Raw genomic sequence first — 15804 nt, 5'->3', positions numbered from 1 at the left:
GATTGATTCCTTATGAATTCATAGCAATTCCTGCTCTGTTTTTCATTAAGGGAATTACTTTCGTATCAGACATTTTAAGATTTTCCATAATCAGTCTTGCAGTTAAATAACATACAGTCGATTCGGCACCTTGGTTTAGATTGACATTTTCTTTTTCAAGACCGTCGTAACCGCCACCGCTTACCGGATTGTACATAATCTGCCCTAAATGATTTTTTCCTAAAAACCAGTCAAAGGCTTTTTTCATTTTATGTTTGTACTCCGGATTTCCAAAAGCTTTGTAGAATGAATTCAAAGTCTGGATAGTGTACGACACGTCAATCGGCTGTTCTCCGTATGGATGCGGTTCAGAATCCTTATGCAGCCATCCGTTATTTGAAATAACTCTGAAAGTTTTGTTTACAAATGTTTTAGACATTAGGAAATCCAAAGAGTCCATTGCTACTTTTTTATAAACCGGCTTATTGGTAACCAAATAAGCATACAACATAGACTCTGGTAAAACACCATTTCCGTATGTTAAATAGTTTTCGAACCATTGCCAATCGTCTGATGCATAATGTTCGTAGTTAGCCAGCAATTTAGCATTCAATTTGTTTATGATTGCAGCAACGTATAAATTCGGAACGGCTGTATGGTACAGATAAAGTCCTTTTGTTGCGAATCCGATTGAACGTGGTGACTGAATGTTTTCTGCCCATTTAAGAGAGTGCAATAAACATTTCGCAGCTTTTTTGGTAATAGCTTCCGGAAGAATGTCGCCTATAGAAACAACTGTTCCCAATGCCCATATGGCTCTTGCATTAGAGTCTTCTAGATTGACTTCGGCATTTTGCTCTATATGTTCTCTGTTTTCTTGGTCTACGTAATTAATGAAGTCTCCTTTTGGTTTTTGACAACGTAGAATGAAATCTAGGTAAATCAGAATGTAAGCCAAATCTTCTTTGTCTTGCGTAAGTTTGTAATGCATACAGAAAGCAATCAGCGCTCTAGCATTATCGTCTAACGTATATCCAGAGTCTAAATCTGGAATTGATATTTTGCTGAATTGGATTATTCCTAGATCTGTAGTAAGTTTTTTGACATGCTTAAGTTGGATGTCAGGATAGCTAAACTTAATTTCAGACGGATTTTCGATTAGTTTTTTATAGGTATTCATATGCTTGATTGCAGCATTTTCCCATGATGAGGCACGCATTTTTGTAAAAGCGTTGATGCCCATTTCGTTTCGAAGGTTGTCATCGGCAATTAACTTGATAGCAGCTTCTGCGAACTGATCTACATTTCCGATATCGACCAATATTCCTGAATCAGCAGTTAAGACCTCTCTTGTGTGCGGAATTTTAGAAGCCACAATCGGGCAAGCACAGCTCATAGCATAAGCAAAAGTGCCGCTTACCGCCTGATTAGGGTCTTTCGATGTAAATAAATAAACGTCGGTTGCTTTTAAATATTCTAAAAGTTCCTCAGTTTCAAGATATTGATTTATAAAGCGAACATTATTTTTCAAATTAAGTTCTTCAACCATCGCTTCCAGTTTGTCGCGATAAGTGTCTACACCGTCTTTAATTAAATTTGGATGTGTTTTGCCAATAATTAAGTATAGTGCGTTAGGAGCTTTTTCGATAATTTTTGGAAGCGCCTGCAGTCCGGTTTCGATATTTTTTCCTTCGCCCAAAAGACCGAAAGTAGATAAGACAAATCTATCCTGGATATTGAATTTTTCTTTAGCGTTTTCTGGAGTTTCGTATACTACGATATGAGTTCCGTGTGGAACGCAGCTGATGATTTTTTCGTCGACATCATAATCTTTGATCAGAATTTCTTTCGACTGATTGGTCATGACAAAAACAGAATTGCTATAGCTCAATAAAAGCTTTACAAATGTTTTAAGCTCATTGTTAGGGTTCGGAATTACACTGTGAAAAGTATAGGTTACAGGTTTTTTTATGGTATTCAAAAAATCTAAAAGATGATCTCCGTAGTTTCCTTCAAACAAACCAAATTCATGTTGTATATGTACCAGTTTTACTGCTTTATCATTATTGATTTCTTCGGCAACTTTGGCGTATTCTTCTCTATTTTTTGTGTTTAAAGTAAATGCCTGAGTTGGTTCTGCCTTTGGTTCTTTTACCAATTCACAGATTTCGCAAGTAATTGATTTTCCATAAACATCTGTTATTCCTTTGATAGTGTCTTGTGTATATGTTGCAATGCCGCATTGTGTCGGCGGGAAAGTGGATAAAAAAACTATTTTCGATTTATTTGCTATCGTCTTCATGGGGATTCATTTTTAGTTCGGTTAATAACTCGTTAAGGCTCAAAGATGCAACAGCAATTTTATTGTCGGCTGCACCATAATAAATATATAATTGGTCGTCAAAGAGGGCTGTACCTGTCGGGAAAACCACGTAGTTGACATAACCATGTCTTTCATAATATTCTGCAGGAGTCAGAATAGGCTCTGGCAGTCGTGCAATAATTTTTGTCGGATCCTCCAAATCCAATAGCACTGCAGATGCGTGATAAACCAATCCTTTTTCTCTGTGTTCTGCTGAGTGATAAATCAACAGCCAACCGTCTGGGGTTTCAATCGGTGGAGCGCCCGGTCCGATATGACTTGTCTCGTGATCATATTTTGGCTCCAGAATAATATAGTCTGGAAGGTTTTTCATATAATCTTTCCAAAAATCCGTGGTCAAATCCGCCTTTTTTTCAAAAGAAAAAATTTGGATCGAAGGAAACAATCGGTGCAGCGCTACAAATTTTCCGTTTATTTTTTTTGGAAAAAGCACCACATTTTTGTCCCAAACAAACAAATTGTCCTTAATTGTCTCCGTTAGCGGATAATTTCTGTGTGTATTAAAAGCCAAAATTCTGGCTACACTAGGATTATGCAAATGTTTTCTAATCAGGTTTGTAAACTCGTTGAGGATAAATTTAGGGGTCATAATCCCTTTTTTCTTAAAACTCAGCAAGTCTTTTGATGTTGCCAGTGCGCCGCAGGCATTTATACCGTCGTAGGTAACATATGTCATATAAAATTTATCGTCGATTTTAGTAATTCTCGGGTCTTCAACACCATGAATCTCATAAATATATTCCGGAATAAATATAGGCTCATTGTGTCTTTCGACTAATGTTAAAGGACCTTCAAATCGACAATATCCAATAGTTGAAAAATTACCTTTTTTGGCTGCTCTGTAAAACATATGAACGTTATTTCCATCCTGATAAATGGCAGGATTCAGAACTCCCAATTCTTCAAAAGCTCGTTCTGTTTTTTCTAAAATAACACCATGTTTTACGGCTTTAAGCATCCTTCGGTTTAATTTTTATCTAAAATTACTTTAGGACTGGAGCGATAATTGATCCAATCAATCAAAAAATTAACTCAAAAGCATAAACATGGGAATTGTGTAAGGCGTAAAAATGAATTGTAAAAGGTTTAACAGGTGACGGTTAGCGAGTAGGATTAATTTTAAGATTTATGTTATGAGTTAATACCACTTTGCGTAGTATTTCTTCGTTATAAAAGCGATCGGCATTCCGACACAACAAATAATAATAAGTATAGATAGTAGAAGTGGGAAATCTAATTTTTTTTCTGGCAATACCGGGAAAGCAAGCGGAAGTACGATAAGGTTCATAATAGACCATACAAAAATGCCATAAGATACTCCAGAAAGAACAGTATTTATTTTAAAAAATGGAATGTAGGGAAATATCTTAAAATAAAACCACGCAAAAACAAATGCAATTAAGAAATGAAGTAAGAGGCCGTAAACCGCCATTTCTGGACCGCCTGTGTAAGCTTCTTTTTTGAAAATACCACTAGCAATAGACTGTAGAATTTTTTCGGCTGTTGTTTTGTGAAGGATTACTGCATACACCAAAATTGCGGCTGTAATATCCAGTATACCTGCAGTTAGGCCAGATGAAACAACAGTTTTTACTTTTGATTTCATAAATTGAATTGTATTAAGTTACACTGATGTAATCCACCATACGTTTCCAAAAGGATCGGTTATGCCGCAGGTTCTTCCGTAATCCTTATCTACAAGTTCCATAAGGCTTGAAGCTCCGTTCTCAATGGCTTTTTGATAAGTTTCATCTGCATTTGGGACATAAACAAACAAATTAGCCGTTTGTTTTCCCCAATCGGTTATCTCATCAGTTACCATTATAGTGCTGCCGTTTAGATTGATTTCGGCGTGCATGATGCTGCCGTCTGTACGAAGCGATTTGGTGTTGATTTCTGTTGCGTCAAATACATTTTTCGTAAAGTCGATAAATTTTGCAGCCCCTTGTAAAATGAGATACGGCATAATGCTCTGATGTCCTGATGGTAAGTTCATACATTTGATTTTTTGGATGATAGGTACTCAAATGTACAATATTTTTTTTAAAACTTTATAAATCAAAAGGTTAAAGCTTTGTTTTATTCTAAAACTTCACAGGAATAACCAAAAGCGCTAAGAAGCTCGATAATTTTTTGGTTAGAAATCGAAGCTGCATGTATGCGAAGGATTTTGTCGCAATCTTCTAAATCAAAATTAATTGAACTGTTCGGGAAATGTTCAAGAAGTTTCTCAATGATAATTTTGCATTGAGATTCTTCTTGGACATTGGTTTTAAAAACTTCAATCATAAAGTTTGAGTTTTAAAGAGCGATATTTTTATAACGCTCTATTTTATGATAGGTAACATAAGATACAATCAGGATTCCTAAGACAATCAAAGGAAATATAGTCTGAAAATCAAATCCGTCTACGGCAAAGTGGCTTATAGAAGCAAAAATAAAATCAAATGCAAATCCTGCATAGGCCCATTCTTTTACTCTCGCTGGAACCTGCGGAATGATTAGGGCCAAAACACCGAGGATTTTAAAAACAACTAAGGCATTTCCGAAATATTCAGGATAACCAAGGTGTCTGATTCCTTCTTTTGCCAATTCGGTCTGAGAAGTTAATGCTGGCATAACGCCTTCAAATAAAAAGATAAGGATAGTAGTCGTCCAGAAAATGATTTTGGTTGTTTTCATTGGGTATTTGTTTAAATGATTATTAGTTAATGTATTACAAATCTACTAATGTTCTCTTGGTTACAAATACTTATTTACGACTATTTTAGGGGCATTTTGGACAAGATTGTTTTTTGAGAGGTTCAAAGATGCAAAGTGACGAAGGTTCAGGGGGGGTATTTTTTTTAGCCACAGATTAAGAAGATTAAAGGATTTTTTTCTCGCAGATTTTGCAGATTAAGCAGATTATTTAATTTATTACTTAGAAATTTTTTTAGGTTCAAAGTGGCAAAGTTACAAAGTGACATAGGCTTGAAGGATTTATTTTTAAGCCACAGATTAATAGGTGAAGGGATTTTTTCCCTAATTAATTATTTAGAAATCTTATCTGCTCAATCTGCAAAATCTGCGAGGGGAAAAAAACTTTGCGACTTCGCGTCTTTGCGAGAGATTTAAACACTTTATTAATTGGGATTTGAGACTTTTAAATTTAGATTTTATGCTAGCTGGTAATTCGTAATCGTAAACAAATCTTCAAAACCTAATCTTGTATAAATGCCTTTGCCCCAAGGCGAAGCCTGTAATTGCGCATATTCGCAACCAGTATCAATAGCTTCGTTAATGGCGAACTTCATGATTTCTTCTGCAAAACCTCTTTTTCGCATTTCTGGAATAACACCGACACCGTGAATTCCCATAGTTTTTCCAGTTTGAAAGAGCGTAAGCGTTCCTATTGGTTTGCCATCAAAATGAACCAGATAAAACTTGACATTTTTGTAATTGTGAACTACAATTTCTTTGCTGATTACATAACTAAAAGACAACGGATAAATATTTGACCAGATTGTAGCATCTTCATCGTTTAAAACTCTCTTTATGATAAGATTGTTTTGACGAGGGAATTTTTTTCCCAATTTTAAAGCCATTGCCACGAGTTCGATTCGGATTTTAAATTCGTTTTTCTCAAAAATTTCTTTTGAATTGCTTCCAAAAATATCCCAATACGGAATTATTAGATTGGGATTTTTTTCTAAGATTTCACGAATCTGTGGTAGATTTTCTGCTGTAATATCTTTTCGAAACCATAATCTGTTTGGCCAGCCAGAATTATTTATCTGAATGTATTCAAATGGATTATTTTCATAGTTAGCCAAAAGGGGAGTGGCAACGGTTTTCCAAAGGGCTGTAAGGTTGTCAATATTGTCTTTGATGAGGTTGCTGTTTTTCATTTTTGATATCGATTTTAAATCTACAGCAAAGATAAAATTGGATCTGCTAGAAAACCTTTACATATGTTGATTTACAAATCTTTTTCCAGACTTTTTCGGATTCGGCTTAATTGGGTTGGCGTAATTCCCAAATGTGAGGCAATATGCAATAACGGAACACGCTCTGCAATAGTGGGATGTTTTTCTAGAAGGCTCAGATATCTTTCTGTTGCATTCTGCATTACCAAAGCCACCTCTCTTTGTTCTTTTTCGATAATCCAATTTTTCTCCAAATGAGCAATATAAAAGTTTTTGAGGTCGTCGTTTTGATAAATCAACTCCATATATTTTTTATAATTGATGTTGATTACAATAGAATCTTCTAAAGCTTCGATAGTAAAACTGGAAGGGGTTTGGAGCATCAACGAAACTTTAGAACCCGCAAAATAATTTTCAAGAAAAAGATTTTTGTTGTAGAAATTTCCTTCTTCGTCTGCGATAAAAGCCCTTAAGACGCCTTTTGCAATAAAATGTAGATTTTTGGCTATTTCTCCGTTTTGTAAAAGCGTTTCTCCTTTTTTAAGCGTTTGAAAATGCGTAGTGCTTTCAATCTGTTTCCAAGATTGCTCAGAAAGCGGGTAGTAACTTTCTATGGTTTGTTTTAGATTGTTGAGGTATATTTCTGGATTGAAATTCATAGATTGTTTTGGTTTTGCCACGAAGGCACTAAGACACAAAGTTCACTACCACGAATTTCACGAATTTTCGCGAATTATTTTTATAATTGGAGAGAAAAGAAATTAGTGAAAATTCGTGAAATTGCTTCGCCTGTTCGCTATCGCTCGGGTTGTGGCAAACAAAAAAGTCTTTGGGGCAAATAAAAACCGCCAAAAACTCAGAGCTTTTAGCGGTTTGATTCAAAGTATAGTATACTTTTTTAGTTTAATCAGCATAATGATAAATGCTTTTTTTAACGGTATTGTTTATTTTTTCGAGAGTTACTTCTGTAACGCCGCCGGCATAATTCATAGAAATCGCTACTTTATCTTTTGTAATTAGATAATCAATTGTCATTAATCCTTTTTGATTAACTTCAACAGATTTATCTTCGTTTGGAATAACACTTAAAAAATACTCCGATTCTTCAACCTCTTTATTCTTAATGATATTTTGATAAACTTTAGCAAGATCCTTCTCTTGTACTATACATTCTCTTCCAGAACCCATTTCTACTTCGATATCTTTACAGTCTTCTTTTAGTTCTGCTTCTTTTTCTTTTAGTTCTGTTTTTACAGCCGTAATTGTGTCTGTATTTTTTTCTATTGGTTTTAATTCTTCATTTGAGTTGTTTTGTTTGCAGTTTGTAAGTAGTAAAGCTAAAAACGCAATGGTTGCAATTTTTTTCATGAATTTTGATTTATACGTAATGATGGTTTTACCGCGAAGGTATAAAGTTTATTGCCACGAATTGCGCTAATTTTCACGAATTATTTTACAATTAGGGAGAAAAAGAAATTAGTGGAAATTAGTGCAATTCGTGGCAAAAAAAAAAAACTTTGCGCCCTAGCGCCTTCGTGGCAAAAACTAAAAAACGCCATGAAACCTAAGTCTCACAGCGTTTTCCTCTCAAAAAATAAATAATTAACGGGTATTGTATTAGCTATTATTTCCAGCCTCCGCCGAGAGCGCGGTACAAATCGGTATTGGCTGTAAGTTGTTGTCTTTTTAAATCGGCAAGTTCCAATTCGCTTTGCAATAGATTTGCCTGTGCAGTAAGAACTTCAAGATATTCTGCTAATCCGTTTTTGAACAGCAGATTCGAATTTTTGATTGCCAGCTGTAATGTCTTCACTTTTTCTTTTAAGAAAGTTTCCTGTTGCTGTAGTTTTTCCACTTTTACCAAGGCATCAGAAACTTCGCTTACCGCAACCAAGACAGATTGTCTAAAAGCTAAAACCGCTTTTTCTCTTTCTGCGACAGCGATATTGTATTGTGTTCTAACTCTTTTATTGTTTAAGATCGGCTGTGTTAAACCTCCTGCAACAGTTCCGAAAAGAGAAGCCGGAATATTGAACCAGCTGCTCGTTTCGAAAGAGTTCAAACCGCCTTGAGCCGTAATTCTGAGAGCTGGGTATAAATCCGCTTTCGTGATACCGACATTGGCGTTGGCTGCTTTAAGTGCCAATTCAGCGCTTTTTACATCTGGTCTTCTGCTCACTAATGTAGACGGAATTCCAACCGCTGGATTGCTTTTAATTTCAATTGAATTTAAAAGAATGGTTCTCTGTTTTGAATTCGGGAATGAACCGGTCAAAACACTTAAAGCATTTTCCTGAATAGCAATATTTTGTTCCAATAACGGAATCAGTTGCTCCGAGTTTAATTTTTGTGCCTCAGATTGCTGAATTGCCAAAGTAGTGACCTGACCTGCATCATATTTTAACTTGATGATGTTGGTCGTACTGTCATTTAATTTGAGGTTTTGCTGTGCAATTTTCAACTGAGCATCAAGCATCAAAAGGTTGTAATACCCTCTAGAAACATTAGCCACAATATTGGTCTGCAAAGCTTTTTTTACTTCTTCAGATTGAAGATATCCTGCGTAAGCTCCTTTCTTTTGGTTTCTAATCTTTCCCCAAATATCAGCCTCCCAAGAAAGTGAAGCTCCGGCAGAATAATCATCAATATGTTTAGCACCTAAAGCCTGATTCAGGTTCATTCCTGTAAAACTATTGTCTGAAGGATTGCTGGTGCTGGCGTTTACAAATAAATTGACTTGAGGAATATTTCCCCATTTCGATTGTGTAAATCTGTATTGCGCAATCTCAATATTTTTTTGTGCAATTAACAGATCGTTATTTCTGGCAACCGCGCTGTCAATCAACTGAACAATATCCTTTTCTGTAAAGAAATTTTTCCACTCGATATCGGCAATACTAGTTGTATCACTCGAAACCGATGCATTCCTGAAATTTTCAGGAAATGCATCTTTTGGAGTTTCAATATCCTTAGAGACTTTACAGGATATTATAGTCGTGATCAGAATGGCGAAGGTCACGATTTTGGTTATATAATTTTTCATTAGTCTTTTTATTAAAATTCCTTTAACCCTTTTGGGTGTAATTTTTTTTGAAACACATAGAGACATAGTTTGTAGAGGCTTTAGAAAATGCGTTTCACTTGCATAAATACACATAGTGCTATGTTTGGAAACTAGTTTCTTCTAATCTCTTTTTTTCAGTATAAAAAATTCTATGTACCTATGTGTTAAAATATTTTTTCATCTCAGAGGCTTAAATTTCTGTGCAAGTATCTTTTCTGTTTTCAAGATCTCTTGAGATTCTGTATGATATATATCCGATGCCAAATAAAATGGCTCCGAGAATAGTCGTTATATAGTTTTCCATTTATTATTTTTCTTCGTTGTGAATTACGGCAATTGGTTTACCGCTGAATTTTTCTTGTAAGTGCTGGAATACAATAAATAAAACTGGGATGATAAATAATCCTAGAATTACTCCAGAAAGCATTCCGCCTGCTGCTCCGATACTGATCGAGTGGTTACCTTGGGCCGATGGTCCTTTGGCGCTCATCATTGGTACCAATCCAACCACAAAAGCAAGAGACGTCATGATAATTGGTCGCAGACGTAATTTTGCTGCACTAATTGAAGCTGCAATCAGCCCTTGCCCTGATCTTCTTCTTTGCGCGGCAAATTCTACAATCAAGATGGCATTTTTAGCGAGAAGACCAATCAGCATGACCAGTGCAACTTGTACATAGATATTGTTTTCAATTCCAGTTAAACCAATAGCTACAAATACTCCAAAAATACCTGCAGGAATTGACAAGATTACTGCCAAAGGCAAAATGTAACTTTCGTACTGTGCGGCAAGTAGGAAATAAATGAATATCAGACACAGTAAAAATATAGTTGCAGATTGTCCTCCTGACGAAATCTCCTCACGCGTTTGGCCCGAGAATTCAAACCCGTAACCTGCAGGCAATTGTTGTGCTGCTACTTCTTCAATGGCTTTAATGGCATCTCCCGAACTAAATCCAGGTTTTGGAATCGCATTAATAGAAATTGAGTTAAACAAATTGTATCGTGAAGCCGTTTCAGAACCGTAAATACGAGTCAGTTTTACTAAAGTATTGATTGGCACCATTTCGCCAGTTTTGTTTTTAACAAAAACTCTGTCAATGGCAGTTGGATCGGCTCTGTCTTCAATATCAGCCTGAACCACTACACGGTAATATTTACCAAATCGGTTAAAGTCTGATGCCTGTGCGCTACCAAAATAAGCCTGCATCGTTTGTAAAATGTCTTTTACGTTTACGCCTAATTGATTTGCTTTTTCGTCGTTAACCTCCAATTGCAATTGCGGATAATCGGCTTTAAAAGAAGTAAAGGCAACTGCAATTTCTGGGCGTTTCATTAATTCGCCAATAAAATTCTGAGAAATTCCACTGAACTTATCCAGTTTTCCTCCTGTTTTATCTTGAAGAACCAAATCCAAAGCCTCAACGTTACTAAATCCAGGAACCGTTGGGAAACTGAATACGAAGAAACTTCCTCCAGAAATCTCGCCCAGTTTACCGCGAACCTGATTCATGATTTCGTCAATGTTTTTAACAGAACCACGTTCTTCATTTGGTTTCAGCAATACGAAAACTACGGCAGCAGACGGGCTAGTAGAATTTGTCAATAAGTTGAAACCGGAAACCGCAGTTACAAAACGAGAAGCTTCTAAACCTCTTAAAGTGTTTTCGGCATCTGTCATTACTTTTTGAGTTCCGTCCAAAGATGTTCCCGAAGGCGTATTTACTGAAATCGCTATAAATCCTTGATCTTCTGTCGGAATAAATCCAGATGGCGTTGTTTTAACCATCAAAATAGTTGCGGCAGTAATTAAAGCCAAACCTCCTAAACTCAACCATTTTCTTCTGATTAAGAATTTAAGTCCGCCCACATAACGATTTGTAAGCGATTCAAAACTGCTGTTAAAAGCGGTAAAGAACTTTTCTTTAAATCCTTTTTTCTCATAAGGCGCATCGTGATCGTGAGCACTGTGATTGTCTTTTAAGAATAAAGCAGCAAGAGCTGGACTTAAAGTCAAGGCATTAACAGCCGAAATTACAATTGCAATTGCCATAGTAAAGGCAAACTGACGATAGAAAACTCCCGTAGAGCCTTCCATAAAACCAACCGGCAGGAATACAGCAGCCATTACCAGCGTAATCGAGATAATAGCACCCGTTATTTCGTGCATTGCTTCATGGGTTGCGATTTTTGGAGACAAACGTTTGTGCTCCATTTTCGCGTGCACCGCTTCGACTACCACAATGGCATCATCGACCACAATACCAATCGCCAGAATTAAGGCAAAAAGCGTTAAAAGGTTGATTGAAAATCCGAATAACTGCATGAAGAAGAACGTTCCTAAGATTGCTACAGGTACAGCAATAGCCGGAATTAATGTTGATCTAAAATCTTGAAGGAAGATGAATACCACGATGAAAACTAAAATAAAAGCTTCAATCAAAGTATGTTCAACCTGTTCGATAGATTGGTCTAGAGATACTTTTGTACTATAAAAAATATTGTGTTTAATGCCTGTCGGAAAATCTTTAGAAGCCTTTTCCATCATTTTGTTAATGGCAATCTGAATATCATTCGAGTTAGAACCCGCTAATTGGATAACCCCGATCACGATTCCTTTTTTTCCATTTAAGCGAGTTAAACTGGTATACGAATAAGCACCTAATTCTACTCGGGCAACGTCTTTCAGACGAAGAACCGAACCATCAGGATTAGAACGAATTGCAATATTTTGGTAATCTTCAGGTTTGGTTAGTTTTCCTTTGTATTTAATTACGTATTCAAAAACTTCGGTACTTCTTTCTCCAAATTTACCCGGCGCAGCTTCCAAACTTTTGTCCTGAATCGCTGCCATAACTTCATTTGGCGTTACTTTGTAAGCAGACATCTGTGTCGGATTCAACCAAACACGCATAGAATAGTCTTTTACACCTCCAAAAATACTAGCAGAACCCACACCAGGAATACGTTTTAATTCCGGAATAATATTAATCTGCGCATAGTTGGCAATAAAAGTTTGGTCGTATTTTGCTTCATCTTCGGTGTACATACCAATCGCCATGATGAAACTGTTTTGCTGTTTAGCAGTAATAATACCTTGTTGCACAACCTCGGCAGGAAGCTGGCTTGTTGCCTGCGCTACACGATTCTGTACGTTTACCGCTGCTTGGTCGGCATTTGTTCCTAACTTAAAGAAAACGGTAATGGCTAAGCTACCATCATTACTAGCAGTAGAACTCATATAGGTCATGTTTTCTACTCCATTTATCGACTCTTCTAGAGAAGGCGCCACAGAACGCAAAACCGTTTCTGCGTTGGCTCCTGGATATACCGCCGTTACCAAAACCGATGGAGGTGCAATATCAGGAAACTGTTGTAAAGGCAGTTTGGTTAAACCCAATACCCCCAGAATTACCAATAAGATGGAAATTACAGTTGCCAGTACTGGTCTTTGTATAAATATTTTGAACATTGTGTTTTAGAATTATTTTTTGTTAGTTACTTGGGCAACTTTGGTAGATTTCTCTGGCTGTATAGCCTGTCCGTCCTGCAATTTATCAATACCGCTTAATACGATTTGGTCGCCTGTTTTTACGCCGTCTTTAATTAAATAATTGGTACCGCTTTTACCAACGATAGTAATAGGCATTTTGGTTACTTTGTTGTCTTTGCCAACTGTGAAAACAAATACTTTATCCTGCATTTCGACAGTAGCGGCTTGCGGAACCAAAATAGCATCGTCGTGCTGTAGTCCTAAACGGATTCTTCCTGTATTTCCAGAACGTAATACACCTCCTTTATTAGGGAAAGTTGCTCTAATGGTGATTGCACCTGTCGTTTTATCAAACTGACCGTCGACCATGTCGATTTTTCCAGTTTGCGGATAAGCATTATTATCTGCCAAAATCAAAGTAACTGGAGGTAGCTTTTTGATTTTATCGCCTAAAGAATTTCCAGCATATTGCTCTTTAAAGTGAATGAAGTCTGTTTCGCCCAAAGAGAAATAAGCAAATACTTCGTGAACGTCTGATAAAGTAGTTAAAGGCTCAACATCTGTAGCAGAAACTAAACTTCCTTGTTTTTTTGGTAATCTTCCAATATAGCCGCTTACGGGAGCTGTTACATTGGTATAGCCTAAATTGATTTTAGCAGAACCAACCATAGCCTTTGCTTGTTCGATATTTGCGGCTGCAATTTTTTGAGTTGCTTTAGCCGTTTTTAATTGATAATCAGAAACTACTTTGTTCTGCACTAACGGCGTCAATTTATCAACTTCTAAGTTGGCGTTGATTAAGGCCGCTTCTGCTGCATGAAGGCTTGCCAAAGCATTGTTTAACTGCTCACGAAACGGACGCTCATTAATTTTGAATAAAGTTTGTCCTTTGTTTACATAAGCACCTTCGTCTACATAAATTCTGTCAAGGTTGCCGCTTACCTGTGGGCGAATTTCAACATCGACAGTTCCTTGTATAGCAGCAGGATATTCTGAGTCAGTGATGGTGTTTGCACTTGTGATAGCCAATACTGGTAAAACCGGTGGAGGCGGAGCTGTAGGAGCCTGATTCTTGTCAGCACAGCTGCTTAAAACTAAGGCCAGAATAAAACTGGTTATAATTACATTTTTCATTTTCAGTGTGGTTTTAATTGGTTGAACATTTTCTCGGGTAAAATTCTTTGGTATTCTGGCATTCTCGGGATTCATATTTAATTGAATTAAATTATCTAACGTTGTTAAGTAAATGTGCGCAAATTTCTATACAGCAAGCTATTCCAATTCTATTTTAAAAATCGGTATTAAATTATCTAACGATGTTAAGTAATTGAGTAAAAAAAACTCGTTATTACCTTTATTAAATTTTCTAACAGTGTTAAGTGAAAGTTGCAAAAAAAAGGATTTTATGTTATCCCGTTTAAATCATTTTACACCGTTAAGTAAAATTGAAAATTTTTTTATTGTATAGATTTGATGATACCAGTAATGGCATCCTTCAAAATCTGAGCATTTATGGTTTCTAAAATATCACTTTTGTTAATGATGTTGATGGCGATTAAGCCATGAATAACAGAAAAGAAAGTAAAATATTTTTGTTTTATGATATCTTCACTAGGGTTGCTGTCCTTCATAATTGCAGCAATAACACCAGTAAATAATTTGTAAGGCGCCTCTTGAGCCGAACATCGCTGTGCGCAGCAAGTCATTTGAACACCAAACATCAGTTGATACATTTCAGTATTAGTAAAAGCAAAATCCCAATAGGTCATCCACATGGCTTCTAACTGTTCTTCTGGTTTTTCAAACTTGTCTTTTGCAGTCTGTAATTCCTTTGCCAGTTTTATAAAGCCTTTGCCAGTCAGTTCTTCAAGTATTGCTTCTTTATTCGAGAAATATTCATAAATAATAGGAGCAGTATATTCGATTCTGTCGGCAATTTTACGCATACTCAAACCATTCCAGCCTTCATCTTTTACGATATCATAAGCAGCGCCAAGAATATTATTTCTTGTCTCTTCTTTTTGTCTTAAAATTCGATCTTTGCTAGCCATTGTATTCAAGTATTAAATCGTTTAACACTGTTAGGCAAATGTATGGTGGATTTTCGAATTTCAAAATATTTTTATCATAATATTTTCTTATCGTGCCATAGATTGATTGAAAAGGCTTGATTTTATTGAAGTTTTGATTTTTAAATAATTTCAGGAGCAGCACATTTTTGGTTTTTTAAGAACGTTTTGTCCTGCTCTTCACTGTATTTTTTGTGCCGAACCCCGTCACAAAAAGATGCCGTTTCGATCAGGGCTAGGAGAGAAGGTATCTTTTTCTAAAGAACTTTGTCAGTTTTAAATTTTGATAATGTTTATTTCTCTGGATATTTTTCGGGATTCTGTGAAGTATGAAAAACAGCATTTAAAAACACTGTCTTCGATAATTCATCAACGATGAAAAATGCGATATATGGAAACTTTTTAAAAGGAAGATAGCGGTAGTTGTTATCGTGAAATTGATAAAATGGATTTATTTGCAGCGCTTTATACACTTTTTTATAATCGTTAAGAAAGTCTAAGGCTACTTTTTTACTGACCTTCAAGATGTAATATTCAATTGCCTCTTCGATGTTTTTTAATGCAATTGGCGAAACAATAATCTTATAATTCATACTTCTTTTTTAATTCAGTATAAATCGCTTCTGCATCTTTGTAATTGCTTTTGTCCGAATTAAGCTGACAGTCTAGAATTTCTTGTTGTTCAGAAGTTAATTCGTAAGGTTTTACATTTGCAATTTCAAATTTTATCTTTAGTGCTTTCATAAAAGCTTTTACAGCTTCAATTTGCGAAGCATCTTCTGTATACGCTGTGATATTAATTGCTTTCATGGTGTCTAAAGTTTACTAAATTTGATAAACAAAGTTAAGACAAAAGTCTAATCTTCATGTTAATGATTATAATTATTTTATAAAACCTAATTTATGAA

15 protein-coding genes are annotated in these 15804 nt (G+C 35.9%); all 15 read right to left on the bottom strand.

Annotated elements, in window-relative coordinates:
• Positions 1–10: 10 nt before the first annotated feature.
• The 15 genes from E0W73_RS08570 to E0W73_RS08500 all read right to left on the bottom strand — a co-directional run bounded on the left by E0W73_RS08570 (position 11) and on the right by E0W73_RS08500 (position 15706).
• Entirely contained in the window at positions 11–2281 is a 2271-nt protein-coding gene (locus tag E0W73_RS08570; protein ID WP_135221671.1) for a glycosyltransferase, read from the bottom strand.
• Positions 2262–3320 carry a glycoside hydrolase family 130 protein gene (locus E0W73_RS08565; RefSeq protein ID WP_135221670.1) on the bottom strand — a complete coding sequence of 353 codons (1059 nt, stop codon included), beginning with the start codon at positions 3318–3320 and terminating at the stop codon, positions 2262–2264. The genes E0W73_RS08570 and E0W73_RS08565 overlap by 20 nt, the downstream gene beginning before the upstream one ends.
• Before the next feature lie 180 nt (positions 3321–3500).
• A complete protein-coding gene (locus E0W73_RS08560; protein ID WP_135221669.1) occupies positions 3501–3968 on the bottom strand; it encodes a DUF1440 domain-containing protein in 468 nt (155 codons plus the stop codon).
• 18 nt (positions 3969–3986) lie between these two features.
• A complete protein-coding gene (locus E0W73_RS08555) occupies positions 3987–4358 on the bottom strand; it encodes a VOC family protein (RefSeq protein ID WP_135221668.1) in 372 nt (123 codons plus the stop codon).
• 83 nt (positions 4359–4441) lie between these two features.
• The gene (locus tag E0W73_RS08550) at positions 4442–4651 is read right to left on the bottom strand and encodes a hypothetical protein (RefSeq protein WP_135221667.1); all 210 of its coding nucleotides are present in this window, start codon (positions 4649–4651) and stop codon (positions 4442–4444) included.
• Between the two features lie 12 nt (positions 4652–4663).
• Positions 4664–5044 carry a DoxX family protein gene (locus tag E0W73_RS08545; RefSeq protein WP_135221666.1) on the bottom strand — a complete coding sequence of 127 codons (381 nt, stop codon included), beginning with the start codon at positions 5042–5044 and terminating at the stop codon, positions 4664–4666.
• Between the two features lie 476 nt (positions 5045–5520).
• Positions 5521–6252 (bottom strand): GNAT family N-acetyltransferase, encoded by a 732-nt coding sequence (locus E0W73_RS08540; protein WP_135221665.1) that lies wholly within the window; start codon positions 6250–6252, stop codon positions 5521–5523.
• Positions 6253–6323: 71 nt separating this feature from the next.
• Positions 6324–6929 (bottom strand): Crp/Fnr family transcriptional regulator, encoded by a 606-nt coding sequence (locus E0W73_RS08535; RefSeq protein ID WP_135221664.1) that lies wholly within the window; start codon positions 6927–6929, stop codon positions 6324–6326.
• A gap of 244 nt (positions 6930–7173) precedes the next feature.
• Positions 7174–7638, bottom strand: a complete 465-nt coding sequence (locus E0W73_RS08530; protein ID WP_135221663.1) for a hypothetical protein — start codon at positions 7636–7638, stop codon at positions 7174–7176.
• 256 nt (positions 7639–7894) lie between these two features.
• Positions 7895–9313 (bottom strand): TolC family protein, encoded by a 1419-nt coding sequence (locus E0W73_RS08525; RefSeq protein ID WP_135221662.1) that lies wholly within the window; start codon positions 9311–9313, stop codon positions 7895–7897.
• Positions 9314–9641: 328 nt separating this feature from the next.
• Positions 9642–12806: an efflux RND transporter permease subunit gene (locus E0W73_RS08520; RefSeq protein ID WP_135221661.1), complete on the bottom strand. Its 3165-nt coding sequence runs from the start codon at positions 12804–12806 to the stop codon at positions 9642–9644.
• Positions 12807–12818: 12 nt separating this feature from the next.
• Positions 12819–14036, bottom strand: coding sequence for an efflux RND transporter periplasmic adaptor subunit (locus E0W73_RS08515; RefSeq protein WP_135221660.1), 1218 nt, complete (start codon positions 14034–14036; stop codon positions 12819–12821).
• A gap of 248 nt (positions 14037–14284) precedes the next feature.
• Positions 14285–14878 carry a TetR/AcrR family transcriptional regulator gene (locus tag E0W73_RS08510; protein ID WP_135221659.1) on the bottom strand — a complete coding sequence of 198 codons (594 nt, stop codon included), beginning with the start codon at positions 14876–14878 and terminating at the stop codon, positions 14285–14287.
• Positions 14879–15189: 311 nt separating this feature from the next.
• The gene (locus tag E0W73_RS08505; RefSeq protein ID WP_135221658.1) at positions 15190–15489 is read right to left on the bottom strand and encodes a type II toxin-antitoxin system RelE/ParE family toxin; all 300 of its coding nucleotides are present in this window, start codon (positions 15487–15489) and stop codon (positions 15190–15192) included.
• Positions 15479–15706: a DUF2683 family protein gene (locus E0W73_RS08500; protein WP_135221657.1), complete on the bottom strand. Its 228-nt coding sequence runs from the start codon at positions 15704–15706 to the stop codon at positions 15479–15481. Before E0W73_RS08500 ends, E0W73_RS08505 begins: the two co-directional genes overlap by 11 nt.
• Between the last annotated feature and the right edge of the window lie 98 nt (positions 15707–15804).

Origin of the sequence: Flavobacterium foetidum (assembly GCF_004634245.1) — a bacterium.
Classification (GTDB): Bacteria; Bacteroidota; Bacteroidia; order Flavobacteriales; family Flavobacteriaceae; genus Flavobacterium; species Flavobacterium foetidum.
This window is presented reverse-complemented; position numbering and strand designations above follow the sequence as displayed.

Coding starts and splice junctions, on each gene's coding strand:
- E0W73_RS08570 (WP_135221671.1), bottom strand. CDS start 2,281: ATGAAGACGATAGCAAATAAATCGAAAATAGTTTTTTTATCCACTTTC.
- E0W73_RS08565 (WP_135221670.1), bottom strand. CDS start 3,320: ATGCTTAAAGCCGTAAAACATGGTGTTATTTTAGAAAAAACAGAACGA.
- E0W73_RS08560 (WP_135221669.1), bottom strand. CDS start 3,968: ATGAAATCAAAAGTAAAAACTGTTGTTTCATCTGGCCTAACTGCAGGT.
- E0W73_RS08555 (WP_135221668.1), bottom strand. CDS start 4,358: ATGAACTTACCATCAGGACATCAGAGCATTATGCCGTATCTCATTTTA.
- E0W73_RS08550 (WP_135221667.1), bottom strand. CDS start 4,651: ATGATTGAAGTTTTTAAAACCAATGTCCAAGAAGAATCTCAATGCAAA.
- E0W73_RS08545 (WP_135221666.1), bottom strand. CDS start 5,044: ATGAAAACAACCAAAATCATTTTCTGGACGACTACTATCCTTATCTTT.
- E0W73_RS08540 (WP_135221665.1), bottom strand. CDS start 6,252: ATGAAAAACAGCAACCTCATCAAAGACAATATTGACAACCTTACAGCC.
- E0W73_RS08535 (WP_135221664.1), bottom strand. CDS start 6,929: ATGAATTTCAATCCAGAAATATACCTCAACAATCTAAAACAAACCATA.
- E0W73_RS08530 (WP_135221663.1), bottom strand. CDS start 7,638: ATGAAAAAAATTGCAACCATTGCGTTTTTAGCTTTACTACTTACAAAC.
- E0W73_RS08525 (WP_135221662.1), bottom strand. CDS start 9,313: ATGAAAAATTATATAACCAAAATCGTGACCTTCGCCATTCTGATCACG.
- E0W73_RS08520 (WP_135221661.1), bottom strand. CDS start 12,806: ATGTTCAAAATATTTATACAAAGACCAGTACTGGCAACTGTAATTTCC.
- E0W73_RS08515 (WP_135221660.1), bottom strand. CDS start 14,036: ATGAATCCCGAGAATGCCAGAATACCAAAGAATTTTACCCGAGAAAAT.
- E0W73_RS08510 (WP_135221659.1), bottom strand. CDS start 14,878: ATGGCTAGCAAAGATCGAATTTTAAGACAAAAAGAAGAGACAAGAAAT.
- E0W73_RS08505 (WP_135221658.1), bottom strand. CDS start 15,489: ATGAATTATAAGATTATTGTTTCGCCAATTGCATTAAAAAACATCGAA.
- E0W73_RS08500 (WP_135221657.1), bottom strand. CDS start 15,706: ATGAAAGCAATTAATATCACAGCGTATACAGAAGATGCTTCGCAAATT.